At 65.9% G+C, this 24,529-nt stretch carries 18 protein-coding genes; 6 read left to right on the forward strand and 12 right to left on the reverse strand.

Going from position 1 to position 24,529, the window contains the following annotated elements:
• Positions 1 to 105: 105 nt before the first annotated feature.
• Positions 106 to 2,433, forward strand: coding sequence for a PAS domain-containing sensor histidine kinase (locus AAE027_RS00170; protein WP_370990836.1), 2,328 nt, complete (start codon positions 106 to 108; stop codon positions 2,431 to 2,433).
• Positions 2,434 to 2,657: 224 nt separating this feature from the next.
• Here the strand turns inward: AAE027_RS00170 and AAE027_RS00175 are convergent, their stop codons facing one another.
• Positions 2,658 to 3,551, reverse strand: a complete 894-nt coding sequence (locus AAE027_RS00175) for a LysR family transcriptional regulator (protein ID WP_128934918.1) — start codon at positions 3,549 to 3,551, stop codon at positions 2,658 to 2,660.
• 223 nt (positions 3,552 to 3,774) lie between these two features.
• Here AAE027_RS00175 and AAE027_RS00180 point away from each other — a divergent pair, with 223 nt between their 5' ends.
• From AAE027_RS00180 to AAE027_RS00200, 5 genes are read left to right on the forward strand one after another with little or no spacing between them, the layout of a single operon-like run.
• A complete protein-coding gene (locus AAE027_RS00180; RefSeq protein ID WP_128934919.1) occupies positions 3,775 to 4,248 on the forward strand; it encodes a formate dehydrogenase subunit gamma in 474 nt (157 codons plus the stop codon).
• Positions 4,245 to 5,801, forward strand: a complete 1,557-nt coding sequence (locus tag AAE027_RS00185; RefSeq protein ID WP_370985297.1) for a formate dehydrogenase beta subunit — start codon at positions 4,245 to 4,247, stop codon at positions 5,799 to 5,801. The genes AAE027_RS00180 and AAE027_RS00185 overlap by 4 nt, the downstream gene beginning before the upstream one ends.
• Before the next feature lie 10 nt (positions 5,802 to 5,811).
• On the forward strand, positions 5,812 to 8,685 hold the full coding sequence (fdhF, locus tag AAE027_RS00190; protein WP_370985296.1) for a formate dehydrogenase subunit alpha: 2,874 nt from the start codon (positions 5,812 to 5,814) through the stop codon (positions 8,683 to 8,685).
• Between the two features lie 4 nt (positions 8,686 to 8,689).
• Positions 8,690 to 9,517 carry a formate dehydrogenase accessory sulfurtransferase FdhD gene (fdhD, locus tag AAE027_RS00195; RefSeq protein ID WP_370985480.1) on the forward strand — a complete coding sequence of 276 codons (828 nt, stop codon included), beginning with the start codon at positions 8,690 to 8,692 and terminating at the stop codon, positions 9,515 to 9,517.
• On the forward strand, positions 9,507 to 9,740 hold the full coding sequence (locus AAE027_RS00200) for a formate dehydrogenase subunit delta (protein ID WP_370985295.1): 234 nt from the start codon (positions 9,507 to 9,509) through the stop codon (positions 9,738 to 9,740). Before fdhD ends, AAE027_RS00200 begins: the two co-directional genes overlap by 11 nt.
• On the opposite strand, the gene AAE027_RS00205 is transcribed toward AAE027_RS00200, so the two are convergent.
• The 11 genes from AAE027_RS00205 to AAE027_RS00255 form a co-directional block, all read right to left on the reverse strand.
• A complete protein-coding gene (locus AAE027_RS00205; RefSeq protein ID WP_370985294.1) occupies positions 9,697 to 12,687 on the reverse strand; it encodes a bifunctional [glutamine synthetase] adenylyltransferase/[glutamine synthetase]-adenylyl-L-tyrosine phosphorylase in 2,991 nt (996 codons plus the stop codon). The genes AAE027_RS00200 and AAE027_RS00205 overlap by 44 nt on opposite strands.
• Positions 12,684 to 14,144: a sensor histidine kinase gene (locus AAE027_RS00210; protein WP_091890985.1), complete on the reverse strand. Its 1,461-nt coding sequence runs from the start codon at positions 14,142 to 14,144 to the stop codon at positions 12,684 to 12,686. Before AAE027_RS00210 ends, AAE027_RS00205 begins: the two co-directional genes overlap by 4 nt.
• The gene (locus tag AAE027_RS00215) at positions 14,128 to 14,808 is read right to left on the reverse strand and encodes a response regulator transcription factor (RefSeq protein ID WP_091891039.1); all 681 of its coding nucleotides are present in this window, start codon (positions 14,806 to 14,808) and stop codon (positions 14,128 to 14,130) included. Before AAE027_RS00215 ends, AAE027_RS00210 begins: the two co-directional genes overlap by 17 nt.
• 284 nt (positions 14,809 to 15,092) lie before the next feature.
• Positions 15,093 to 16,670, reverse strand: a complete 1,578-nt coding sequence (locus tag AAE027_RS00220) for a Do family serine endopeptidase (RefSeq protein ID WP_370985293.1) — start codon at positions 16,668 to 16,670, stop codon at positions 15,093 to 15,095.
• A gap of 221 nt (positions 16,671 to 16,891) precedes the next feature.
• A complete protein-coding gene (locus AAE027_RS00225; protein WP_370985292.1) occupies positions 16,892 to 18,235 on the reverse strand; it encodes a methyl-accepting chemotaxis protein in 1,344 nt (447 codons plus the stop codon).
• 115 nt (positions 18,236 to 18,350) lie between these two features.
• Positions 18,351 to 18,833: a cytochrome c-type biogenesis protein gene (locus AAE027_RS00230; RefSeq protein WP_128946278.1), complete on the reverse strand. Its 483-nt coding sequence runs from the start codon at positions 18,831 to 18,833 to the stop codon at positions 18,351 to 18,353.
• A 4-nt stretch (positions 18,834 to 18,837) separates the two neighbouring features.
• The gene (locus tag AAE027_RS00235; RefSeq protein ID WP_370985290.1) at positions 18,838 to 20,820 is read right to left on the reverse strand and encodes a heme lyase CcmF/NrfE family subunit; all 1,983 of its coding nucleotides are present in this window, start codon (positions 20,818 to 20,820) and stop codon (positions 18,838 to 18,840) included.
• Entirely contained in the window at positions 20,817 to 21,326 is a 510-nt protein-coding gene (ccmE, locus tag AAE027_RS00240; RefSeq protein WP_370985289.1) for a cytochrome c maturation protein CcmE, read from the reverse strand. Before ccmE ends, AAE027_RS00235 begins: the two co-directional genes overlap by 4 nt.
• 37 nt (positions 21,327 to 21,363) lie before the next feature.
• Positions 21,364 to 22,473: a c-type cytochrome biogenesis protein CcmI gene (gene ccmI / locus AAE027_RS00245; RefSeq protein ID WP_370985288.1), complete on the reverse strand. Its 1,110-nt coding sequence runs from the start codon at positions 22,471 to 22,473 to the stop codon at positions 21,364 to 21,366.
• A 130-nt stretch (positions 22,474 to 22,603) separates the two neighbouring features.
• A complete protein-coding gene (locus AAE027_RS00250; protein WP_091890965.1) occupies positions 22,604 to 22,873 on the reverse strand; it encodes a hypothetical protein in 270 nt (89 codons plus the stop codon).
• Between the two features lie 99 nt (positions 22,874 to 22,972).
• Positions 22,973 to 24,373 carry a hypothetical protein gene (locus tag AAE027_RS00255; protein ID WP_370985287.1) on the reverse strand — a complete coding sequence of 467 codons (1,401 nt, stop codon included), beginning with the start codon at positions 24,371 to 24,373 and terminating at the stop codon, positions 22,973 to 22,975.
• Between the last annotated feature and the right edge of the window lie 156 nt (positions 24,374 to 24,529).

Here is a 24,529-nt window from a genome sequence, read left to right on the forward strand (position 1 = left end):
ACTCTCGACAGCCCGCGAAAACTGGATTCAAATCGGTGTGATTCGAAAGCGACGTGGGGCTGCTTTCGAGCCTAGTTGCAAGCAGGTTTTCAGGGGGCCGAAGGCATGTCGCGTGCAGACGCCGCGAACGCGTGCGTCCAATCCGATTCGATCAAGGGATTGGCGCAATCGATCGCGAAACCTGCCTATCACCGGCTACTGATCGCGGAGCCAGCGCTGCGCCGCGCCGTGCCGACGCTCATCATCGCCTTCCTGATCACGATCTGCCTCGGCGCGTTCGTGCAGGTCGTCGACCAGACGCGCCAGAAGCGGCTGGTGATCCGTCACGACATCTCGGCGCTCGCCGATTTGCTCGCCGAACGCATCGACCGCCTCACCTCCGTGCGGCAGGAGCGGCTCAAGAACATCGAGAGCCTGCCGACGCTGCTGCCTGACCTCATTCCGTCCTGGGGCACGGCCTCGGGCCGCCACGTCATCGTCACCTCGGCCGGCATCGACCGCCGTATCCTCGCCCGCATCCCGGTCGAGAGCGATCCCTCCGGCAACGACCGCCTGCTCGATGCGATCACGACGGCGCAACTTATCGCGGCGCCGCCGCGCGACGGCAACATCGCCGACATGACGCTGCCGAACGGCAACGCCGCGATGGCGACCTCGCGGCAGATCAAGTCGCTGCCCGGCTTCGTCACCGTGATCCAGGAACGCAACGAGCCGATCTGGGGCTCGGACGCCGCGCTTTCGGTGACGCTGTCGGCGACCACCGGCTTCGTGGTCCTGATCCTCGGCTTCGCATTCCACTGGCAGTCGACCCGCGCCCGCGAAGGCGACCTCATCAACGACGCCGTGCGCGGCCGCATCGACACCGCGCTCAACCGCGGCCGCTGCGGCCTGTGGGACTGGGACCTGTCGCGCGGCCGGATCTTCTGGTCGCAGTCGATGTTCTCGATGCTCGGCCTCGACGGCCGCAACGAGCTCCTCACCTTCGGCGAGGTCAACGCGCTGGTGAAGTCCGACGACATCGATCTGTTCGAGATCGCCGATCGGCTCATCTCCGAGAAGATCGACCACATCGACCAGACCTTCCGCATGCAGCATGTCGACGGCCACTGGATCTGGCTTCGCGTCCGCTGCGAGAAAACGCGCGGGGCGACCGATTCCAGCGTCCACCTGATCGGGATCGCGGTCGACATCACCGAGCAGAAGAGCCTCGCCGAGAAGACGGTGGAAGCCGACCTTCGGCTGCGCGACGCGATCGAGACCATTCCGGAAGCCTTCGTGCTGTGGGACGCGAGCGACCGCCTCGTGCTCTGCAATTCGCACTTCCAGCGCCTGCACAAGCTGCCCGACACCGCCGTGATCCCCGGCACCTCCTACGAGACCGTGCTCGAGGTCGGTCGCATGCCGGAGGTGCGCACCCGCCACAACGAGACCGCGAGCCAGAGCCCGGGCGCGCGTACTTTCGAGGCGCAGCTCGACGACGGCAGCTGGCTGCACATCAGCGAGCGCCGCACCAAGGACGGCGGCTACGTCTCGGTCGGCACCGACATCACCCGCATCAAGGAGCACGAGCAGAAGCTCGTCGACAACGATTTGCGCCTGCGCGCCACCGTCATCGACCTCAAGCGCTCGCAGGCCGCGCTCGAACGCCAGGCGGTCGAGCTCGCCGATCTCGCCGAAAAGTACCAGCGCGAGAAGACCCGCGCCGAGGAAGCCAACCAGACCAAGTCGAAATTCCTCGCCAATATGAGCCACGAGCTGCGCACGCCGCTCAATGCCATCATCGGCTTCTCCGAGATCATGGGCTCCGGCATGTTCGGTGAGCTCGGTTCGGAGAAGTACCAGGAATACTGCGAGGACATCCTGACCAGCGGCCACTATCTGCTCGAGGTCATCAACGACATTCTCGACATGTCCAAGATCGAGGCCGGCCGCATGAAGCTCGACATGGAAGAGCTGGACCTGTCGCGGACGCTGGCGGAATCCCTGCGGGTCGTCACCGGCCGGGCGCAGGACAAGCACCTGACGCTCGACGCCGACATCGCCAAATCCATCTCCGTCGTCGCCGATCGCCGCGCCACCAAGCAGATCATCGTCAACCTGCTGTCCAACGCGGTGAAGTTCACACCCGACGGCGGACGTGTCGTGGTGCGCAGCCGGCAGCTCGACGACCGGATCGTGCTGATGATCGCCGACACCGGCATCGGGATCGCGCCGCATTCGCTGGCGCGACTCGGCCGCCCGTTCGAGCAGGTCGAGAGCCAGCTCACCAAGACCTATCACGGCTCGGGACTGGGCCTCGCCATCGCCCGCTCGCTGGCGCAGCTCCACGGCGGCTCGATGCGGCTGCGCTCGAAAATCGATGTCGGCACGGTGGTGCGCGTGACGCTGCCGCGCGACGCGATCAAGGCCTCCGGGATATCGGCGGCGGCGTAAAGCTTGCTCTAGAGCGGAATGGCTTTCGGTTGAATCGATTGCCGCGGCTCGTTCACCTCTCCCGCTTGCGGGAGAGGTCGGCGCGAAGCGCCGGGTGAGGGCTGTCTCCTCTAGGGGATTGTCCCATTGCGGAAACACCCTCTCCCCAACCCTCTCCCGCAAGCGGGAGAGGGAGTGCACCTCCGTTGTAGCAATCAAATCGGATCACATCACGCTCTAGGTCTCTACAATTGCAGCGTCGGCGCGACTTCGCGCGCGACATTGACCAGAGCCGCGATCAGCGGCGTCATCGGATCGCGCTGCGGGATCACCATGCCGATGCTGTAATTGACGTCGGGATCGACGATCGGGATCGAGCGCACCGTGTCGGACAGGCCGAGCGTCTCGGCGAGCTTGGCCGGCATGACGCTCGCCCAGCGTCCCGTCTTGACGTGCGTGAACAGCACCAGCAGCGAGTTCGAGGTCAGCGTCGGCGTCGCCTCGGCACCGACCGAGCGCAGCGCGCGGTCGATGATGCGGCGGTTCTGCATGTCGGGCGTGAGCAGGCACAGCGGCACCTGCCCGACCTCGGTCCAGGTCACCGTCTCGCGGTCACCGAACATCGCATCGGGCGCGGTCAACAGGCGATAGCTCTCGTTGTAGAGCGGGATGGTGCGCACCTTGCCGATCGGCTCATTCTCGATATAGGTCAGCCCCGCATCGACCTCGAGATTTTCGAGCAGTCCCAGCACCTCGGATGACGTGGTGGACTGGATGCGGAAGCGCACCTCGGGATGCTTGGCGCGGAACGGCGTCGTCAGCGCGGCGACCATGCCGAGCACGGTCGGGATCGCCGCGATGCGGATCTCGCCGGAGAGCTGATGTTTCAGCCCGTTGATCTCGTCGCGCATGGCGCGGGCATCGCCCACGATCCGCCGCGCCCAGTCCAACGCCCGCTCGCCTTCCGGCGTAAAGCCCTGGAAGCGCGACCCGCGCTGGACCAGCATCACGCCGAGGATCTCCTCGAGCTGCTTGAGCCCGGTCGACATCGTCGGTTGCGTCACGCCGCAGACCTCCGCCGCGCGTCCGAAATGCCGCTCCTTCGCCAGCGCCAGCAATAGTTCAAGCTTGTCGATCAACCGGTCGTCCCCTCGAGTTCTGTCGTGGCATGCAAGCTAGCACGCTCGCCCCCTCCCAACACGCAAAAACACCGGGCAGAACACCCATAATTTCATTTTCAGATCGACCGATCGTACTTGCCAATCGATCGGAGTTCGCAATCGCAGCACGGGACAGCTTTATTGATCTTCGAATGATTCCAAATAGTTTGGGCGGAAGAAACGCTCAGGTTGAGAACGAAGAATGACAGCGGTTTATGATTGGGACGAGACGCGCGGCGCCGAGATCATCGCCGAACATGCTCAGCAGGAAGGCGCGACGCTCGTCATCCTGCACGCTCTTCAAGAGGCGTTCGGCTACGTGCCGGAGGCCGCCATCCCCATGGTGGCGCAGGCGCTGAACCTGTCACGCGCCGAAGTGCACGGCGTGTTCACGTTCTATCATGATTTCCGGCACAAGCCGGCCGGTCGCCATGTGCTGAAGCTCTGCCGCGCTGAAGCCTGCCAGGCCGCCGGCGGCGATGCGCTGGCGGCGCGCGCCGAGGCGAAGCTCGGCGTGGCGCTCGGCAACACCACGGCCGACGATCGCGTCACGCTGGAGCCGATCTACTGTCTCGGCCTGTGCGCGACCGCCCCGTCTGCGATGCTCGACGGCCGCCTCATTGGCCGGCTCGACCAGAAGCGCCTTGATGCGCTGGTTGCGGAGGCACAGCGATGAGCATGCGTCTCTACGTTTCACGTGATGCCGGTGCGGTTGCTGTCGGCGCTGACGAAGTCGCGCTGGCGCTGGAGCAGGCTGCAGCCAAGCGTGGCATTGCGATCGAGATTATCAGGACCGGCTCGCGCGGCCTGTACTGGCTGGAGCCGCTGGTCGAGGTCGCAACGCCACAGGGCCGCATCGCCTTCGGCCCGGTCAGCGAGACCGATGTGCCCTCCCTGCTCGATGCGCTCGCCAGCAACACGCCGCATCTGCTGCGGCTGGGGGCCACCGACGAGATCCCCTGGCTGAAGCGCCAGACCCGCCTCACCTTCGCCCGCTGCGGCGTGATCGATCCGCGCTCGCTCGACGACTACCGCGCCCATGGCGGCTACAAGGGCCTGGCGCACGCGCTGTCGCTCGGCGCGGATGCGATCCTGAATGAAGTGACCGCGTCCGGCCTGCGCGGCCGCGGCGGCGCGGGCTTTCCGACCGGCATCAAATGGAAGACGGTGGCGCAAGCGAAAGCCGACCGCAAATTCATCGTCTGCAACGCCGACGAAGGCGACAGCGGCACCTTCGCCGACCGCATGATCATGGAAGGCGATCCGTTCCTGGTGATCGAGGGCATGACGATCGCCGGCATCACCGTCGGCGCAACCAAGGGCTACATCTACATCCGCAGCGAGTATCCGCACGCGGTCGAGGCGATGAATGCCGCCATCGCGGCGGCGAAGCGCGGCGGCTATCTCGGCGCGAACATCGGCGGCTCGAAGCAAGCCTTCGATCTCGAGGTGCGTGTCGGCGCTGGCGCTTACGTTTGCGGCGAGGAGACCTCGCTGCTGGAAAGCCTCGAAGGCCGCCGCGGCATCGTGCGCGCCAAGCCGCCGCTGCCGGCGCATCACGGCCTGTTCGGCAAACCGACCGTCATCAACAACGTGCTGTCGTTCGCCGCCATCCCCTTCATCCTCGCCGAAGGCGCCAAGGCCTATGCGGATTTCGGCATGGGCCGCTCCCGCGGCACGATGCCGATCCAGCTCGCCGGCAACATCCGCTACGGCGGGCTGTTCGAGACCGCCTTCGGCGTGACGCTCGGCGAGCTCGTCGACGATATCGGCGGCGGCACGTTCACCGGACGGCCGGTGCGCGCGGTCCAGGTCGGCGGCCCGCTCGGCGCCTATTTTCCCCGCGCGCTATTCGACACGCCATTCGACTACGAGGCCTTCGCCGCGCGCGACGGCCTGATCGGCCATGGCGGCATCGTCGTGTTCGACGACAGCGTCGACATGCGCAGGCAGGCGCGCTTCGCCATGGAGTTCTGCGCCATCGAATCCTGCGGCAAGTGCACGCCCTGCCGGATCGGCTCGACCCGCGGCGTCGAGACCATCGAGAAGATCATCAACGGCGAGCGCCTGAGCGAGAACCTCGCCCTCGTCGAAGACCTCTGCAACACCATGAAATTCGGCTCGCTCTGCGCACTCGGCGGCTTCACGCCCTACCCCGTGCTCAGCGCATTGAAGCACTTCCGGGAGGATTTCGTCCCGGCGCCGACCACGCTTCAGGCCGCGGAATAGGAGAACGACAATGTCTCTGATCGAAGAAATCGACTTCGGCACGCCGCGTTCGAAATCGGAAACGATGGTGACACTGACCATCGACGGCAAGCAGATCTCGGTGCCGGAGGGAACCTCGATCATGCGCGCCGCGATGGACGCGGGCCACCAGATCCCAAAACTGTGCGCGACCGACATGGTCGACGCGTTCGGCTCCTGCCGTCTCTGCCTGGTCGAGATCGAGGGGCGGGCCGGCACGCCGGCCTCCTGCACCACCCCCGTGATGAACGGCCTCGTCGTGCACACCCAGACCGAGCGGCTGAAGCAGCTGCGCAAGGGCGTGATGGAGCTCTACATCTCCGACCATCCGCTCGACTGCCTCACCTGCGGCGCCAACGGTGATTGCGAGTTGCAGGACATGGCCGGCGCCGTCGGCCTGCGCGACGTGCGCTACGGCTATGAGGGCGAGAACCACGTCTTCGCCAAGACGGATGGCTGCACCAACGACAATTGGATGCCGAAGGACGAGTCCAACCCCTATTTCACCTACGATCCCTCCAAGTGCATCGTCTGCTCGCGCTGCGTCCGCGCCTGCGAAGAGGTGCAAGGCACCTTCGCGCTGACGATCTCGGGTCGCGGCTTCGACAGCCGCGTCTCGCCGGGCATGAGCGAGAGCTTCCTCGGTTCCGAATGCGTCTCCTGCGGCGCCTGCGTGCAGGCCTGCCCGACCGCGACGCTGACCGAGAAGTCGGTGATCGAGATCGGCCAACCCGAGCACTCCGTCGTTACCACCTGCGCCTATTGCGGCGTCGGCTGCGCCTTCAAGGCCGAGATGCGCGGCGAAGAGGTCGTGCGCATGGTGCCGTACAAGGACGGCAAGGCCAATCGCGGCCATTCCTGCGTCAAGGGCCGCTTCGCCTGGGGCTACACCAACCACAAGGAGCGCATTCTCAAGCCAATGATCCGCGAGCGGATCGAAGACCCCTGGCGCGAAGTGTCCTGGGACGAGGCGTTCTCGTTCGCCGCCACGAAGATGCGCGGCATCCAGAAGAAATACGGCCGCGACGCCATCGGCGGCATCACCTCGTCGCGCTGCACCAACGAGGAAACCTACCTGGTGCAGAAGCTGATCCGCGCCGGCTTCGGCAACAACAATGTCGATACCTGCGCCCGCGTCTGTCACTCCCCGACCGGCTACGGCCTCGCCACCACCTTCGGCACCTCCGCCGGCACGCAAGATTTCGACTCCGTGGAAGACACCGATGTCGTGCTCATCATCGGCGCCAACCCCGCCTCGGCGCACCCGGTGTTCGCCTCGCGGCTGAAGAAGCGGCTGCGCCAGGGCGCCAAGCTGATCGTGATCGATCCGCGCCGCACCGAGATGGTGGAATCGCCGCACGTGAAGGCGCTGCACCTGCCCTTGATGCCCGGCACCAACGTCGCGGTCATGACCGCGCTGGCGCATGTCATCGTCACCGAAGGCCTCGTCAATGAAGCCTTCGTGCGCGAGCGCTGCGACTGGAGCGAGTTCGAGGAATGGGCCGCCTTCGTCGCGCAGCCCAAGAACAGCCCGGAAGCGACCGCGATCCTCACCGGTGTCGATCCCAAGGCGCTGCGCGAGGCTGCCCGCATCTACGCCACCGGCGGCAACGGCGCGATCTATTACGGGCTCGGGGTCACCGAGCACAGCCAGGGCTCGACCACCGTGATCGCGATCGCCAACCTCGCGATGGCAACAGGCAATATTGGCCGTCCTGGCGTCGGCGTGAACCCGCTGCGCGGCCAGAACAATGTGCAGGGTTCCTGCGACATGGGCTCGTTCCCGCACGAGCTGCCCGGCTACCGCCACATCTCGGGCGATGCCGTGCGCGGCCAGTTCGAGGCGCTGTGGAACGTCAAGCTCAACCCGGAGCCGGGCCTGCGCATCCCCAACATGTTCGATGCCGCGGTCGAAGGCACGTTCATGGGAATCTATGTGCAGGGCGAGGACATCCTCCAGTCCGATCCCAACACCTCGCACGTGGTGGCGGCGCTGTCGGCGATGGAATGCGTCATCGTTCACGACCTCTTCCTGAATGAGACCGCGAACTACGCTCACGTCTTCCTGCCCGGCTCGAGCTTCCTCGAGAAGGACGGCACCTTCACCAACGCCGAACGCCGCATCCAGCGTGTGCGCAAGGTGATGACGCCGAAGAACGGAATGGCCGATTGGGAAGTCACCATCGGCCTTGCAAAGGCCATGGGCTTCGAGATGAACTACAGCCATCCCTCCGAGATCATGGACGAGATCGCGGCGCTGACCCCGACCTTCGCCGGCGTCTCCTACGCCAAGCTCGACGAGCTCGGCTCAGTGCAGTGGCCGTGCAACGAGAAGGCGCCGGAGGGCACGCCGGTGATGCATATCGACGGCTTCGTCCGCGGCAAGGGCAAGTTCGTCGTCACCGAATATGTCGCGACCGACGAGCGCACCGGCCCGCGCTATCCGCTGCTGCTCACCACGGGCCGCATCCTCAGCCAGTACAATGTCGGCGCGCAGACCCGGCGCACCGACAACGTGGTCTGGCATGCCGAGGATCGCCTCGAGATCCATCCGCACGATGCCGAGCAGCGCGGCGTGCGTGACGGCGACTGGGTACGCCTAAAGAGCCGCGCCGGCGAGACCACGCTGCGCGCGGAGATCACCGACCGCGTCGCGCCCGGTGTCGTCTACACCACGTTCCACCACCCGGACACGCAGGCCAACGTCATCACCACCGACTATTCGGACTGGGCCACCAACTGCCCTGAATACAAGGTCACGGCGGTGCAGGTCTCGCCCTCGAACGGCCCGTCGGACTGGCAGAAGGCTTATGACGCGCAGGCGCGGCAGTCCCGCCGCATCGTGCCGGCCGAGGCTGCGGAGTAACCGCATGCACGTGCCCGTCCAGGCCATCGATCGCAACAGCTGGCGCGACGGTGCCGCGTCCGAAGGGGCGCGGCTGATCCCGGAGGAGACGCCGCTGGCGCTGACCTATAACGGCGGCACCTACGCCGTCATGATGGGGACGCCGCAGAATCTGGAAGATTTTGCGGTCGGCTTCAGCGTAAGCGAAGGCATCGTCGGATCGGTCGACGACATTCGCTCGCTCGAAGTGGTCCGCCTCGACGACGGCATCGAGCTGCGCATGTGGCTGGCATCGGAAGACGCCGCGCGCATCAGCGAGCGTCGTCGCCACATCGCGGGCCCGACCGGTTGCGGCATCTGCGGCATCGAGTCCATTGCCGAGGCGGTACGGCCGGCGGCCGTGGTGCCGCAGGGGCAGAGCTTTGCGCCGGATGAAATCATGGCGGCGATGCAGGCCATCGCGCCGTTGCAATCGATCAATCTGCAAACCCGCGCCGTTCACGCCGCCGCGTTCTGGTCCGCCGCCGGGGGCATCGTCGCGCTGCGCGAGGATGTCGGCCGCCACAACGCGCTGGACAAGCTCGCCGGGGCGCTAGCGCGCAGCCGCACGGATGCGTGCGGCGGCATGGTGCTGCTGACGAGCCGCGTCTCGGTGGAGATGGTGCAGAAGACGGCCGCGATCGGCGCCCCCGTGATGGTCGCCGTATCCGCGCCGACCGCGCTCGCGGTACGCACGGCAGAAGCCGCCGGCATCACACTGATTGCCATTACCCGCCAGGACGGGTTCGAAGTGTTTTCGCATGGTGACCGGGTCGTCGCCCGCCATGCCACGGAGGTTGCCGATGTCGCCTGACCGCCTGATCTACATGGCCAACCAGATCGGCAAGTTCTTCCAGAGCCAGGGCCATGACAAGGCCGTGCCTGGCATTGCCGAACACATCAAGAAGTTCTGGGATCCCCGCATGAAGCGCGCGATCTTCGTCCATCTCGATGCGGGTGGAGTGGGGCTCGAGCCAAACGTGCGCGAGGCCCTCACCTCGCTGAAGCAGGCGACGTCCCTTCCAGCAGCGCTCTGAACACGCGCCGCACCTCGCTCTGCGTTTCCTTCACACGCGCCTCCAGCGACGAGAAGTCCGGCGCGTCGCCAGCGCGCGCCATCACGCGCAGGAGGTCTGTGCCGGCGGTTTCCGGCTTGAAGCGCTCGCTGACGCAAAGCCGCAAGATCTGCGTCAGGTCGTGATAGAGCCGCGCCGCCGCACGCAATATCTCGGTCTCCGATTGCGCGAGCACGCCGAGCCTGCATGCATTTTCCAGCACCTGCAGGGTGCTGACGTCGAGAATCTCCGGCTTGCCGTGGGCATGCACGAGCTGGAGGTATTGTGCAATGAAATCGATATCGACCATGCCGCCGGCGGCATGTTTGAGATCCCAGCAATCGGCCTCGCCCTTCTCCTGAGCGATCGCGCGCCGCATGTCGGCAACGTCGTGGGTGGTGATTGCGGGATCGCGGCGGCGGGTCAGGACGTCGCGGATGACGCGCTCGATCCGCATCCGGAATTCAGGCGACGCCGACACCACGCGGGCGCGCGTCAGCGCCATGTGCTCCCAGGTCCAGGCCTCGTTGGCCTGGTAGTCCGCGAACGAAGTGAGGCTCGAGGCCACGGGACCGGCGCGTCCCGACGGACGCAGCCGCATGTCGATCTCATAGAGCACGCCGTAATTGGTGCGGGTCGTGAAGGCGCTGATCAGGCGCTGGGTGAAGCGGGCGAAATAGTGAGCACCCTGCAGCGATTTCGCCCCGTCGGAGTCCGGATTGTCGCTGTCGAAATCGTAGAGCAGGATCAGGTCAAGATCGGACGAGGCGGTCATCTCGCGGCTGCCGAGCCGGCCCATCGCGATGATCGCGGTCTGCTGATCCCTGATGCGGCCATGCTGGGCGGCAAAGCGATCGGCGACGAGACCATGCACGGTGTGGACGACACCTTCGGCGACGTCGGCAAAAGCGGTGCTCGCCTGCTGCGCCGAGACCGTGCCGGACAGGATGCGCGTGCCGATCAGGAACAGGCTCTCCTGCCCGAACAGGCGCAGGCGATCGAGAAACTCTTCGTAGGAGCCCGCGTCCTGCACGGTCGTCGCAAGCCGTCCCGACAATTCCTGCCTGTCGGGCATGGCGCCGAAGAAGCGCGGATCGATCAGACCGTCCATGAGCTGCGGCTGCCGCGCCAGCATCTCGCCGAGCCGGGGCGCCGCGCCCAGCACCAGCGCCACCAGCGCGACGAGCTCACGGTTCTGGCCGAGCAGCGTGATCAGCCGGCCGCCGCGCTGGAGCGCCCCCAGGAACTGATCGAACGCCACCACCGCGCGATCCGATTCCTCGGCATGGGCAAGACCGTCGATCAGGGCCGGCACGAACTCGATGAAGGCGCTGCGCGTTGCTTCATTGCGGAACACGCGATAATCGCCGGTGATCCAGTCGCGTACCGTCTGCGCGACGGCAGCCGGCTTCTTGAAGCCGAGCGTCACCAGGTGCTGAAGCAAGCGCGGATCGTCGGGACCGGCACTGTAGTCGAGCGTCGGCAGCAGTTTGTCTGTCCCGGTCGGATCGTCGCCCTCGAACAGTTTTTCGTAGTGTCCCTGAACGATTTCGAGCTGCCGCAACAGGTCGCGTGCAAAGGCCTCTCGATCCGGATAGCCGAAGAACCAGGCGAAGCGCTCGACGGCTTCCTTGTCCTCGGGCAGCGTATGGGTCTGCTCGTCGGCGATCATCTGCAGACGGTGCTCGACCCGGCGCAGGAATTCGTAGGCCGTGGTGAGCTCGTCGCGCGCCGCAAAGGTGATCCAGTTGCTGGAGGCGAGCACATCGAGCGCTTTGAGCGTCGGCCGCACCCGCAATTCCGGATGGCGGCCGCCCGCAATCAACTGCTGCGTCTGCGCGAAGAACTCGATCTCGCGGATACCGCCGCGCCCGACCTTGACGTTGTGGCCTTCGACGGCGACCTCGCTCTGGCCGCGATAGGTCTGCATCTGCCGCTTCATGTCATGCACGTCGGCGAGCGCGGCGAAGTCGAGATGCTTGCGCCAGACAAAGGGCGCGATCTCCGCCAGAAGCGCTTCACCCGCGTTGGCATCGCCGGCGCAGGCGCGCGCCTTGATCATCGCGGCGCGCTCCCAGGTGCGCCCTTCCCGCTCGTAATAGTTCAGCGCGGCGTCACGGGAGATTGCTACCTGCGTCGAGGACGGATCGGGCCGCAGGCGCAGATCGACGCGAAACACATAACCATCATAGGTGCGCTGCTGGAGGATGCGCGCCATGCCTTGCGTGACGCGGACGAAGAACGGCTGCGGCTCGATATCGGGCGCGAGCGTCGTCGCATCGGGATCGAAGAACACGATGAGATCGATGTCGCTGGAATAGTTCAGCTCGCCCGCACCCATCTTGCCCATCGCGAGCACGATCAGTCCGCAGCCTTGTTCGGGCGTCTCGGGATCGGGCGGTGAGAGCTTGCCGCGTGCGGCTTCCTGTCGCAGCAGGTATTGGAGCGCCGCCTGGACCGAGAACACCGCGACATCAGTCAGCGCCGCCGTCACCCGCATCACCGGCCAGACGCCGCCGATATCGCACAGCGCGGTCAGCAGCGCTGCCTCCGCCTTCATGCGGCGAAGCAGGCGCATCACCTCGGGCTCATCCGGCGCCGCGAGCACCGCCCCCCTCGCTTCCGCCATCAGCGCGGCCAGATGCACATCCGGATCGCATTCGAGCAGCCGGATCAGGCGCACGGGATCGGCGCGCACCAGATCGAACAGATAGGGCGAGAATTCCGCGATGCCGGTCAAAATATCCCGGGCGAAGGGGTGAACCAGCAGGGATTCGAGACGGGCCGATTGCGCCGGCTCGAGCTCGGCCAGCCAATTCCCAAAACGTCTTTCGTCGGTTGTGGAAGCGGCAACATAGGGAGCCTCGGCGAAGCGTGCCGCGAGACTCTCACCATGCTGGTCCGCGTTTCCCGGCGCGGAGTGGTTCATGCCACCTTCTGTGGCACATCCTGTATTGGCGGAGCAACCCTGCTGCCGGCGCCCGCGCGCGCCGGCAGCACCAGCGTGGCGACGAGACCGGGATGGGCATCGCCCAAGCGCAATTCGCCGCCATGCAATGTCGCAACCGCCGAGGCAAGGCTGAGGCCGAGGCCGGAGCCTGGCAGCGTGCGGCTGGCCTCCAGCCGCACGAATCGCTCGACGACGTGCTTGCGATCCGCTTCGGGGATCCCCGGACCACGGTCGGTGACGCTGAGCAGCACCTGGTCGCCTTCGCGCCTCGCCTCGATCGTGATTTGCCTGGCGTCCATGCTGACCACAGTTCCCGCGGCCTGAGCCGCCGGCTTGCCGTATTTGATCGCGTTCTCGACGAGATTGGCGAGCGCCTGGCTGATCAGTTCGCGATTGGCGTGAACCGGCGTCGGCTCGGCCTTGACCTTCAGGGTCATGCCGTCATCTTCGGCAAGTGGTTCGTAGAGCTCATGGATGCCACCCGCGACCTCGGCCGCGTCGAAATCGTCCATGTTGCCGCGCGCCTGCCCGGACTCGGCACGCGCGATCATCAAGAGCGCGTTGAAGGTGCGGATCAACCCGTCGGATTCCTCGATGGTGCGCTCCAGCGCAGCGCGGTAGTCCGCCTCGCAGCCCGATTTCGCCAGGGCCTCCTCGGCGCGGTTGCGCAAGCGCGTCAGCGGCGTCTTGAGGTCGTGCGCGATGTTGTCCGAGACTTCCTTCAGCCCCGCCATCAGCGCCTCGATCCGCTCCAGCATGGCGTTGAGGTTTTCGGCGAGGCGGTCGAGCTCGTCGCCGCTGCGCCCTACCGGCAGGCGTTCACTGAGATCGCCGATCATGATGCGATGCGCCGTACCGCTCATCGCGTCGATGCGCGTCAAGACACGTCGCGCCACGAAGATGCCGCCGCCGAGGCCGAGCACCACGACGATCAGGATCGACCATTGTGCGGCCTTGGCGACGATGCCGAACAGGCGACGCCTCTCGTCGAGGTCGCGGCCGATCAGGAGGCGGAAGCCGTTCTCCAATTCGGTGACGCGAACGAGCGCGCGATGGTCGCGCTCATCGGCATCCTCGATCCGCCGATAGGCGGTCTCCGACCAGCCGCGCGTCGCCATCACGCCGGGCGCGAGCGAGCCGACATTGCCGGCGATCGCCTGCCCGGTCGGCGTAGTCACGAGGTAGAGGTTCGCGCCCGGGCGCAGCGCCCGATATTCGATCGTCCGCACCAGGCGAAACATGCCGCCACGGCCGTAGATCTCGTTCATCTCCGAGGTCTCGGCATTCACCGTCTGCGTGATCTCCTCGGTGATCAGTCGCCGCGTATTCCAGGCGAAATAGCCGAGCAGCGAGGCCGCGAACATCGCGAACAGCAGCAGATAGACCAGCGTCAGCCGGAACGCCGTGGTGCGGACGAGTTTACCGAATGCCGTCACGGATCATGTACCCCGCGCCCCGGATCGTGTGCAGCAGCGGGCGCTCGAAACCCTTGTCGATCTTGGAGCGGAGCCGCGAAATGTGCACGTCGATCACGTTGGTCTGCGGATCGAAATGATAGTCCCAGACGTTCTCGAGCAGCATGGTGCGCGTCACCACCTGGCCGGCGTGCTTCATGAGGTATTCGAGCAGGCGGAATTCGCGCGGCTGGAGCGTCAGCTCGTCCTTGCCACGGGCGACGCGGTGGGACAACCGATCGAGCTCGAGATCGCCGACGCGGTAGAGCGTGTCCTCGGCCGGGCCGCCGCGGCGGCGCGACAGCACCTCCACGCGGGCCAGCAGTTCGGCGAAGGAATAGGGCTTTGGCAGATAATCGTCGCCGCCGGCGCGCAGGCCCTTGATGCGGTCGTCGACCTGCCCCAGCGCGGAGAGAATCAGCACCGGCGTGGTGGTGCCCTTCTCGCGCAGCCCACCGATCAGCGACAGGCCGTCGCGCTTGGGCAGCATGCGGTCGACCACCAGCACGTCGTAATCGCCGTTCTCGGCCATGGCGAGGCCTTCCTCGCCGTCGGCGGCGTGATCGGCAATGTGTCCGACTTCGCGAAACGCCTTCACGAGATAGTCGGCGGATTCGCGGTCGTCTTCGATGATGAGGAGGCGCATCGTGCGTTCGGCGGCGGTCAAGGGAGTGAACCTTCTCTAAACATGGCGCGAGCGGCAATCGCATGCAAGCCGAAGCGGAACGATCTCGGATCGGGAAAAGGCGGGCGGTGAAGCTGGGGGGACTTCACCGCCCTAGGCCTTCCGACGGAGGGGGGCGTAATTCCACCGGAAGGTAGATGAGGGAAGCAAACGTTGCGCTGCTCCCCCGAAGGGCGCCGGCGGCGGGGGCGACTGATGCCGGCGACACCCTTCATCTGGTAGGCCTCCTGAGGCTTCAGCCCTTGTTAGCCCTTGGCGATGGGCACGGCGACGAAGCGCGACTGGCCGCCGCTCTTGACGCGCATCAGGACGCTGTTCTTGTTGTCGGTCCGCGCCGTGTTGATGGCGTCGCGGACTTCGCCGGCGGTGCTCACGCTCTTGCCGCCAACTTCGAGAATCACGTCGCCTTCCTTGAAGCCGCGTTCGGCCGCGGCGCTCTTCGGATCGACTTCGGTGACCACGACGCCTTCCTTGCCGGCACCGGCCACGGAATTGGCGGGCGCAACGGTCATGCCGAGCTTGGGAACGTCGGTGCCGCGGCTCGCACCCTTGCCTTTGTCATTGTCGTTGTCGGCCTTGGCCTCGACCGTGTTCGGCAGCTGGCCGAGGGTGAGGTTCACGACCTTGTCCTGGCCCTTGTGCAGCACGTTGAGCTTCACGGTCGCGCCGGGTGCCATGCCGCCGATGGTGCGGGCGAGCTCGCGGGCGTCCTTGACGGATTCGCCGTTGACCGAGGTGATCACGTCACCGGACTCGATGCCGGCCTTCGCCGCCGGACCGTTCGCCTGCGGCTCCGCCACCAGCGCGCCTTCGGCCTTCTTCATGCCGAGGCTGTCGGCGATGTCAGACGTCACCGGCTGGATCTGCACGCCGATCCAACCGCGGCTGACCGAGCCCTTGTCCTTGAGCTGGGCCACCACGCTCTTGACGGTGTTGGCGGGAATCGAGAACGCGATGCCGACGCTGCCGCCCGAGGGCGAATAGATCGCGGTGTTGACGCCCATCACCTCGCCGTTGGTGTCGAAGGCCGGACCGCCCGAATTGCCCTTGTTCACGGGAGCATCGATCTGGATGAAATCATCATAGGGACCGTTGCCGATATCGCGGCCGCTGGCCGAGACGATACCTGCGGTCACGGTGCCACCGAGACCGAAGGGGTTGCCGACCGCGAGCACCCAGTCGCCGATCCGCGGCTTGCTATCCGCAAGCTTGGCGAACGGGAAGTTCGAGCTGCCCTCGACCTTGATCAGGGCGAGGTCGGTGCGCTGGTCGGTGCCGATCACCTTGGCAGTGTAGGTCTTGCCCTCGTCGGTGGTGACCTCGACCTTGTCGGCTCCGTCGACCACGTGGTTGTTGGTCACAGCATAGCCGTCGGGCGAGATGAAGAAGCCGGAGCCCTGGCCCTGCACGACGCGGCCACGGCCGCCCTTCAGGCCCGGGAAACCATCCGGACCGCCGAAGCGGCGGAAGAAGCGCTCCATCGGCGAGCCCGGCTGGAACGGCGAGGAGGAATCATCGCCGTCATCGTTGCTCGCGGTCTTCTCCTTGATGTTGACCTTCACCGAGATCACCGACGGCTTCACGCGCTCGACGATGTCGGCGAAGCCGATCGGACGCTCGACCTTCCGAACCTCTTGGTTGACCTGCGCATGCGCCGGGCTAGAGAACAGGTCCGCCGGCGAGGTCGACGGGCTGAAGCCATAGACGGCCGCGCCGAGACCGGCGACGACCGAGGCCATCAGCGCGATCTTGCGCGCGGAGAACACCGACCGGCGCGGCTGCCGGTAGGACGGAAGATTCGAGAGGTCGGGACGGTCGGTCATGCAGAGATCTCCAGGGCCTTGAAATTCATTTGGCGCCGGATAGCGGCACCTTACGGTCCTGAACATGGGGGCTCCCGCCTTACCGTGCGCTGGCGGCGGGGTTAAACTTTCGTAATGAAGCGGCGGCGCGGATGCGGCAGTTTAGCGCAGCCCGAAAATCGCGGTTCTACAGGAACTTAATCGAGTTCCCGCGATGACCGTGGAACCCTGCTCGGACGATTTTAGCTTGCCCTGACACTGACGATGAACTCGTCGACCTCGCGTTTCAAGGTCTCGGCCTGCCGCGACAGATCGACCGCAGAATCACGCGCCTCGGCGGCCATGCGCCCGGTCTCGGCCGAGGTCGAGGTGATCTGGACGATGTGATTGGAGACGTCGAGTGTGCCGTGCGCGGCATCCTGGGCGCTGCGCGTGATTTCCTGCGTGGCATTGCGCTGCTGGGCGGTGTCGACCTCGATACCGGACATGATCGACGAGATCTCCGACAGCGTCTTGGAAATGCCGTCGATCGCGCCGCGCGTCTGTGCGGTGATGCCCTGGATGCTGGCGACATGCGAGGTGATCTCCTCCGTCGCCTTGCTGGTCTGGTGCGCCAAACTCTTCACCTCGGACGCGACCACCGCAAATCCCTTGCCGGCCTCCCCCGCCCGCGCCGCCTCGATGGTGGCATTGAGCGCCAGCAGGTTGGTCTGCGAGGCGATCGCCTGCACGAGCTGCACGACCTCGCCGATCTTGTCGGCCGCATCGGACAGCGTGTGGATGGTGTCGCGGCTCTTCTCGGCCTGGGACGCTGCGCCCTCGGCGCGCTGGGTCGCATCGGTGACGCGGCGGCTGATCGTGCCGATCGAATTGGTCATCTCCTCGGCCGAGCCCGCAACGGTCTGGACGCTGGCGCTGGCCTGGCTCGCGGCGCTTGCCACCGCATTGGCCTTGGTGCTGGTGTCGTTGGCGGTCCGCGACAGCGTCTCGGCGTTGCTCTTCAGGTGCACGGCCGAGGACGCCACGCTGTCGACGACGCTGGCGACGAGATCGTTGAAGCGCTTGATCCGTGCGTCCAAAAATGTCGACCGCTCGGCCTGGTGCTGCGCCTCATGCAACTGCCGCTCGGTGAGGCGGCGCCGCTCGAGGCCATTGGTCTTGAAAACCTCCAGCGCACTGGCGAGCAGGCCGATCTCGTTGGTGCCGCCGAGCCCCGGAACCGGCGTCTCGAATTTCTGATCGGCGACCTCGCGCATGGCATGCACGATCGCTGCCAAGGGATTGAGGATGCCGTTGCGCACGGCAAACCAGGTGGTGAGGCAGATCGCGACGGCGACGACCGCGATCACGCCGCAGGCGACCAGGAAATAGGAGAAGGCGGTCTGCGCCTGCTGGTAGATCTGCATCGCATGGTCGCGCGCCGGACCGCTCAGCGCGGCGAAGTCCGACGATAGGCTAGTGATCTCGTTGTTGAGGTAGAGCACCGCGATGAATCCGGTGCCGCCGCCGATGCCCAGCAGGAACAATAATGCAGCGACGACGGCGCCGACCAGGAAGCGGATCGTCAGATTGCTATTCGCGAACATTGGGGGACTCAGAGTCTGGAATCGAATCTCGCGACAAGTTTCCAGACAAAGGTCAACAGAGCATGAAACACGCAGGGACGACCGGCGGCCTGCGCATCATGACGCAGCCAGGACGCTAGGACGATTTGGCATCATCCGACATCAATGCGGCGAGCCGCGCCTTCTCGTCGGGCGAAAGCGGCGGCGCCGGTAGATCTGCACCGCTTCGCGCGCGGCGCCGGATTTGCAGCCAGAGCGCCAGGCCGCCGCCAACCAGCAGAAGCGGCGCGAGCAGCCATAGCAGCATGGTCTGCCGCTCGAAGCGCGGCTTCAGCAGCACGAACTCGCCATAGCGCGCGACCAGGAAGTCGAGCACCTGCGAATTGCTGTCTCCGGCGGCGATGCGCTCACGCACCAGCAGTCGCAAATCGCGCGCGAGCGGCGCGTCGGAATCATCGATCGACTGGTTCTGGCAGACCATGCAGCGCAGCTCGCGCGACAAGTCGCGCGCGCGCGCCTCCTTGGCGGGATCCGACATGATCTCGTCAGGCTGCACGGCGTGCGCCGCCGGCCAGGCCAGCAACATCAGCGCGACGATCACGAACCACATCCGGCGCATCGGATCACTCCGCCGGCTGGAGGCGCTGCTTGGCCCGCGCCGGCTTCGGCGCACCGACCCGCAAGCGGCGGTCGGACAGCGACAGCACGCCGCCGAATGCCATCAGCACCGGCCCCCACCAGATCAGCAGCACCAGCGGCTTGTGATAGATGCGCACCGCGATGGCGCCCCCGGCAGTGGCGTCACCGAGCGAGATGTAGAGCTGGCTCGCGCCGCGGGTCAGCAGCGCCGCCTCGGTGGTCGACGAGCCGCGGGTGGTGAAGCTGCGCTTGGACGGCGTCATGATGCTGAGCGTCTCGCCGTCGCGGCTGACGTTGAACTCGGCGATCATCTCGCGGTAGTTCGGGCCCTGGCGCTGAAACAGCCCGTCGAGCTTCACGTCGTAGCCGGCGACGTGAGCGACCTCGTTCTGCTTCATCGTCGCGATATATTCACTGTTCCAGGTGGTCTCGCAGACGATCCCGATCAGCGCGACACCGAGGCCGGCATGCGCGAGCGCGGTGCCCCAGGCCGAGCGCGGCAGTCCGCGCGAGCGGTGCAGCACCGTTGCGAACGGCAGGCGAACCAGGCCCGTGCGCTCGACGATGTCGGTGACCGCGCCGGCGACGACGAAGACACCGAGCCCGATCGCGAGCGGCGCCAGCGCGCTGCCGCCCCGCGCCCAGGCCCAGGTGATGGCGACGACGACGAGGCTGGCAACGCCCGCCGCGAGCAGGCGCTGTGTCACGCCGAGCAGATCGCCGCGCTTCCACGCCAGCATCGGCCCGAACGGAACGGCGAGCAGCAACAGGGCAAACAGCGGAGCGAAGGTGAGATCGTAGAAGGGCGCGCCGACCGACATCTTGAAGTCGGCCAGCATCTCCATCGCCAACGGATAGAGCGTGCCGAACAGCACGACTGCGCAGGCGACCGTGAGCAGCAGATTGTTCAGCACCAAGGCGCCCTCGCGCGAGATCGGCGCGAACAGGCCGCCCTGCTTCAACGAAGTGGCGCGGCCCGCGAACAACGACAGGCTGCCGCCGATGAACAGGCAGAGGATCAGCAGGATGAATACGCCGCGGGTCGGATCGGTCGCGAAGGCGTGCACCGAGGTGATGACGCCCGAGCGCACCAGGAAGGTGCCGAGCAGCGATAGCGAGAAGGTCAGGATCGACAACAAGATGGTCCAGACCTTCAGCGCGTTGCGCTTCTCCATCACCAGCGCCGAATGCAGCAGCGCCGTGCCGGCAAGCCACGGCATCAGCGAGGCGTTCTCGACGGGATCCCAAAACCACCAGCCGCCCCAGCCGAGCTCGTAATAAGCCCAGTACGAGCCCATGGCGATGCCGAGGGTCAGGAAGATCCAGGCGACCAACGTCCACGGCCGCACCCAACGCGCCCAGGCCGCGTCGATCCGCCCCTCCATCAGCGCCGCGATGGCGAAGGAGAACGAGATCGAGAAGCCGACATAGCCGAGATAGAGCATCGGCGGATGCACGGCGAGACCGATATCCTGGAGCACCGGATTGAGATCACGCCCCTCGATCGGCGGATTGGCGATGCGCAGGAACGGGTTCGAAGTCACCAGGATGAAGAGATAGAAGGCGCTGGCGATCCAGGCCTGCACGGCCAGCACATGCGCACGCAGCGACAGCGGCAGATTGTTGCCGAAAGCCGCGACCAGCCCGCCGAACAGGGCGAGGATCGACACCCACAGCAGCATCGAGCCTTCATGGTTTCCCCACACGCCGGTGATCTTGTAGAGCAGCGGCTTCATCGAGTGGGAATTCTCGTAGACGTTGGCGACGGAGAAATCCGAGTTCACGTGCAGCATCACCAGCGCCGTGAACGAGGCGCCGACGAACAGCAGCTGCGCCAGCGCGGTGGAGCGCGCTACGTTCATCAATGCAACGTCGCGCAGGCGGGCGCCGATCAACGGCACGACGGACTGGATCAGTGCGAGCCCGAGCGCCAGCACCAGCGCGTAATGTCCGGATTCTGCGATCACCGCACCGCTCCCTGCGGATTGCCCTGCGCGGTCGTGGCCGCAGGTTTGCTGCCGCCCGAAGCCTTGCTGTCGTAATCGTCCTTCCAGTGCCCCTGCTTCTTCAGGGCATCGGCAACGTCCTTGGGCATGTAGGTTTCGTCGTGCTTGGCAAGCACGGTGTCGGCCTTGAATACGCCGTTGGCGTCGAGCGCACCTTCGGCGACGACGCCCTGCCCTTCACGGAACAGGTCGGGCAGGATGCCCTTGTAGGCGACCGGCAGCTTGGCGTTGCCGTCGGCGACCTCGAAGGTCACCGCGAGATTGTCGCCACGCTGGAGCGAGCCGGGCTGTACCAGCCCGCCGAGGCGAAACCGCTTGCCGGGCCCGACGTGCTTCTCGGCGACCATGGTCGGGGTCGAGAAGAACACGATGGAGTCGCGCAACGCGTTGAGCACCAGCGCGGCCGCGAGCGCGAGCACGGCGAGCGAGCCGCCGATGATGGTCATACGTCGCTGCTTGCGCGTCATGGCGTATCCGTTCTCCGCTCGTCTCGTCCCGACATCGTCATCCGCCGAGCCCGAGTGTCTTCAGGCCTTCATTGAGCTGGCGCAGTCGCTCGGCATCGCTCGCGACCGCCTGCCGGGCATCGGCCGATGCCCCCACCGCCTTGCCACGGTCGCCCATCACGAGATAGGCGCGCACCAGGCGCAGCCACCCCTCGACGTCATCGCCGTTCTGCTTGAGGCGCGTGGCGAGGCGTTCGACCATGCCGCGCACCATCGCGTTGCGATCGCCTTCGGCCATATCCTTGGACGCTGCGATCGTCTCATCCGACAGCGCCGGCATCGTGCCGCCGCCGACCCGCGCCAGCGAAGACTGCACCAAAGGACGCCACGGCGCATCCGCCGGCGCCTTCGCAAGCAGCGTGCGCCAGATATTGGCGGCATCGTCCTTGCGGCCGTCCTGCTCGGCGGCGAGCCCCAGGAAGTAGTTCGCCTTGGGATCGTCGGCGTTGAGCGCGCGCGCATGCTCGAATTCCGCCTTGGCCTCGGCGGTCACGACGCCGCCGGCAGCGGCCGAGAGCGCCTCGCCGAGATCGGACCGGCGCTCGGCGCTCTCGCCATTGTAGGTGAGCGAGTTGCGATAGGCGCGCACCGCATCGTCGAAGCGGCCGAGCCGCTCCAGCACCGGCGCGAGCACGTTCCAGCCGCGACCGTCGGTCGGATTCTTTTCCAGATGTTGCTCGACCTGCACGACGAGGTTCTCGAGCGATTGCGCCATGCCGGACCCGGATCCGCGCTCGCGCTGCGCCAAGGGAAAGTCCTGCAGCCTGGGCGAGCCGAGCGGCACGTAGACGCCGATCGCAACCAGCGGCAGACCGCCAAGCGCCAGCACGGCGGCGGCGCGGCGCCATTTGAGGCTCGATTTCGGCGCCGTTGCGGGTTCGCTGGCGGCCGCGGCGAGCAGCCTGCGGCTGATCTCGACGCGGGCAGCCTCGGCTTCAGGAGCGGCGATCAGTTCCGCGCCGAGATCACGCTCGATCTCGGCCAACTGGTCCTTGTAGACCGCGACCTCGCTGCCTTGATTTTGCACGCGTCCGCTGCGCCCGAGCGGCAGAAGCACGGCGAAAATCGCCGCGACCGTCATCAGCGCGAACACGAACCACAGCGTCATCTGGCAAGCTTCCGGCGGCGCACGATCCGCGCCCACAGGTGGCTTTACACCACGGCCGGACGAGGCGGCAATTGACAATTGTCAATTCGGCGAGACCGCGCGCGGCCCGAAACGATGAAACTCCAACGGCTTAGCCGATCTCGAAGTCCGCACTTTGTGCGGCATCCTCGCCGTGCCCGTTGAAGGCCTTCAGGAAGTATGTTCCGGGCCGGATTGCAGCGGGCATTCTGATGCGCAACGCCCCCACCGGAACCGGCGAGGCGACCCTGGTGACTGTCTCCGGCAGTTGCCGACCGCTTGCCTTCTCGACCAGCACCACCTTCGCGCCGACCATCAGTCGTTGATATTTGGCAGTGATGACGCGGTTCTCGATTTCGATGGAGCTGATAATGGGTTTCATGCGCCCACAAATAGAAATTCCCCGGACTTGCACGGGACCGTAGGGCTCGCCACCGGTAGCGTCAACCTCAAATTGTGATCACAAAAATATGCGCTTATATCAGCTTGCGCGCGACGATTTGCGCTCGCCCGTGAGCGCGTTTTCTGCCGCACGACTCATCAGCGAGGCGTAATCGTCGCCGAACAGCACCTGGCAGAAGCGGATCGCGGCCTGCACCTGCTGCTGTCGATAGGTGCGGACCTTGTGATCGGCGGCGCGCAGCGACTGCACCAGCTGCTCGGTCGAGCGTTCGACATATTGCTGGAGGTCGGAATAGGTGCGCAGCGTCACCTCGTTGATCGCAAGCTCGCTCGCATAGTTGCGGCAGGTCGCGACGAAATCGATCAGCGCCACGGTTTCCTCGACCTCGGTGCTGTCGATTCGCGCCCCCGGCGGAATGTCCTTCTCCGCACGCTGGCGCAGGATGCGGCGAACGCGGCCGGGAACGCTGTCGATCTCGGATTGCAGCGCATTGGAGATGTCGGCCCGGATCGAGACCAACTGCTTGCCCCAGGCGGAATCATTGCGCAGGTCGAGCTCGGTGCGCAGGCCGCGCACGCCATCGTGCAGCGCCTTGAGGTTGCCGGCGACATTGTCGAAATGGCCGCGCTTGATGTCCATGCGCAGGATCGCGGCAACACAGAACAAATCATGCAGTGCGATCGTGACGGCCACACCGTAGGGCGTTGCCGCGACGCGGATCTCGTCGTCCGACGCGGCAATCTTGATGGCGAGGCGGATGATCTGCCACGGCGCGGTCATGCGCTGCACCACCATCGACAGCGCGAAGGGCAGCATCTGCGGGGTCTGGAGAACGGGAATGTTGAGCGCTGACGTCACCGAGGCGATCTGGGAATCGCCGAAGGCGCGCAGGAAGCGCGGCAACTTCTCGTTCAGGGCGGCGATGGCTTCCCGGACCTGGAGCACCGCACCGATCGAATAGAGATCATCGATCACGTTGGGCGGGCCGACACGGGCGAGCGCGCGCGATTTGTCGCCGCCGCCAGGCCCCGTCAGCGCGAAGATGGCGTCCGCAGCCACCGCCCGGAGCTTTGAGGCCAGCGCCTCGACCTGTCCGGCACTGTCTGCCGGCATGCGGGCCAGCGCCGCCTCGAATTCGTTCACCTTGTCCGGGGCGCCGTCACGGCCGAGCCATTGCCAAATCGGATGCAGCGAGGAGCGGCGGATTTGTCCGACCCGGATCGGGGCGCCCGCCTCGACCAGGAATGGTTCCAACACTTGGAACAGCAGGCGCGACAGATCGTCCGTGCGCGGCGGCGGGGCCTCGTCGGCTTCGCTCTTGCGGACGATCTTGCGCAACTGCTCGAGCACGAGGGTCGCGACAGCCGTGTCCTGGCCACGCTCCAGCGCGCGCTCGAACTCTCGCATCAGCAGCGCCTGCGACTGCGGCGGGAGCTGCGCGAGATATTCCCTCAGCCGCTCGATCGATGTCTGGCTCATGCGCCCGGGTCATGCACGGTAAAATGGCGGACATGGGATGCGTCCGGGCGCGATCTTAAGAGGTCCCCACTTAAGAAGCCGTTTAGGAAGTCGCCTCGAATGCCCCCGGTTTTTCCCTGGAGGTGCATCGGCCGCAACGAAAAATCCAGTGAGAAC

The sequence above is a fragment of the Bradyrhizobium sp. DN3 genome, from assembly GCF_041357655.1.
In the GTDB taxonomy this organism is placed as follows: Bacteria; Pseudomonadota; Alphaproteobacteria; order Rhizobiales; family Xanthobacteraceae; genus Bradyrhizobium.

Excerpts from the sequence above, each read along its gene's own strand:
- AAE027_RS00170 (WP_370990836.1), top strand. The coding sequence starts at position 106 with ATGTCGCGTGCAGACGCCGCGAACGCGTGCGTCCAATCCGATTCGATC.
- AAE027_RS00180 (WP_128934919.1), top strand. The coding sequence starts at position 3,775 with ATGACAGCGGTTTATGATTGGGACGAGACGCGCGGCGCCGAGATCATC.
- AAE027_RS00185 (WP_370985297.1), top strand. The coding sequence starts at position 4,245 with ATGAGCATGCGTCTCTACGTTTCACGTGATGCCGGTGCGGTTGCTGTC.
- fdhF (WP_370985296.1), top strand. The coding sequence starts at position 5,812 with ATGTCTCTGATCGAAGAAATCGACTTCGGCACGCCGCGTTCGAAATCG.
- fdhD (WP_370985480.1), top strand. The coding sequence starts at position 8,690 with ATGCACGTGCCCGTCCAGGCCATCGATCGCAACAGCTGGCGCGACGGT.
- AAE027_RS00200 (WP_370985295.1), top strand. The coding sequence starts at position 9,507 with ATGTCGCCTGACCGCCTGATCTACATGGCCAACCAGATCGGCAAGTTC.
- AAE027_RS00205 (WP_370985294.1), bottom strand. The coding sequence starts at position 12,687 with ATGAACCACTCCGCGCCGGGAAACGCGGACCAGCATGGTGAGAGTCTC.
- AAE027_RS00215 (WP_091891039.1), bottom strand. The coding sequence starts at position 14,808 with ATGCGCCTCCTCATCATCGAAGACGACCGCGAATCCGCCGACTATCTC.
- AAE027_RS00220 (WP_370985293.1), bottom strand. The coding sequence starts at position 16,670 with ATGACCGACCGTCCCGACCTCTCGAATCTTCCGTCCTACCGGCAGCCG.
- AAE027_RS00225 (WP_370985292.1), bottom strand. The coding sequence starts at position 18,235 with ATGTTCGCGAATAGCAATCTGACGATCCGCTTCCTGGTCGGCGCCGTC.
- AAE027_RS00230 (WP_128946278.1), bottom strand. The coding sequence starts at position 18,833 with ATGCGCCGGATGTGGTTCGTGATCGTCGCGCTGATGTTGCTGGCCTGG.
- ccmE (WP_370985289.1), bottom strand. The coding sequence starts at position 21,326 with ATGACGCGCAAGCAGCGACGTATGACCATCATCGGCGGCTCGCTCGCC.
- ccmI (WP_370985288.1), bottom strand. The coding sequence starts at position 22,473 with ATGACGCTGTGGTTCGTGTTCGCGCTGATGACGGTCGCGGCGATTTTC.
- AAE027_RS00250 (WP_091890965.1), bottom strand. The coding sequence starts at position 22,873 with ATGAAACCCATTATCAGCTCCATCGAAATCGAGAACCGCGTCATCACT.
- AAE027_RS00255 (WP_370985287.1), bottom strand. The coding sequence starts at position 24,373 with ATGAGCCAGACATCGATCGAGCGGCTGAGGGAATATCTCGCGCAGCTC.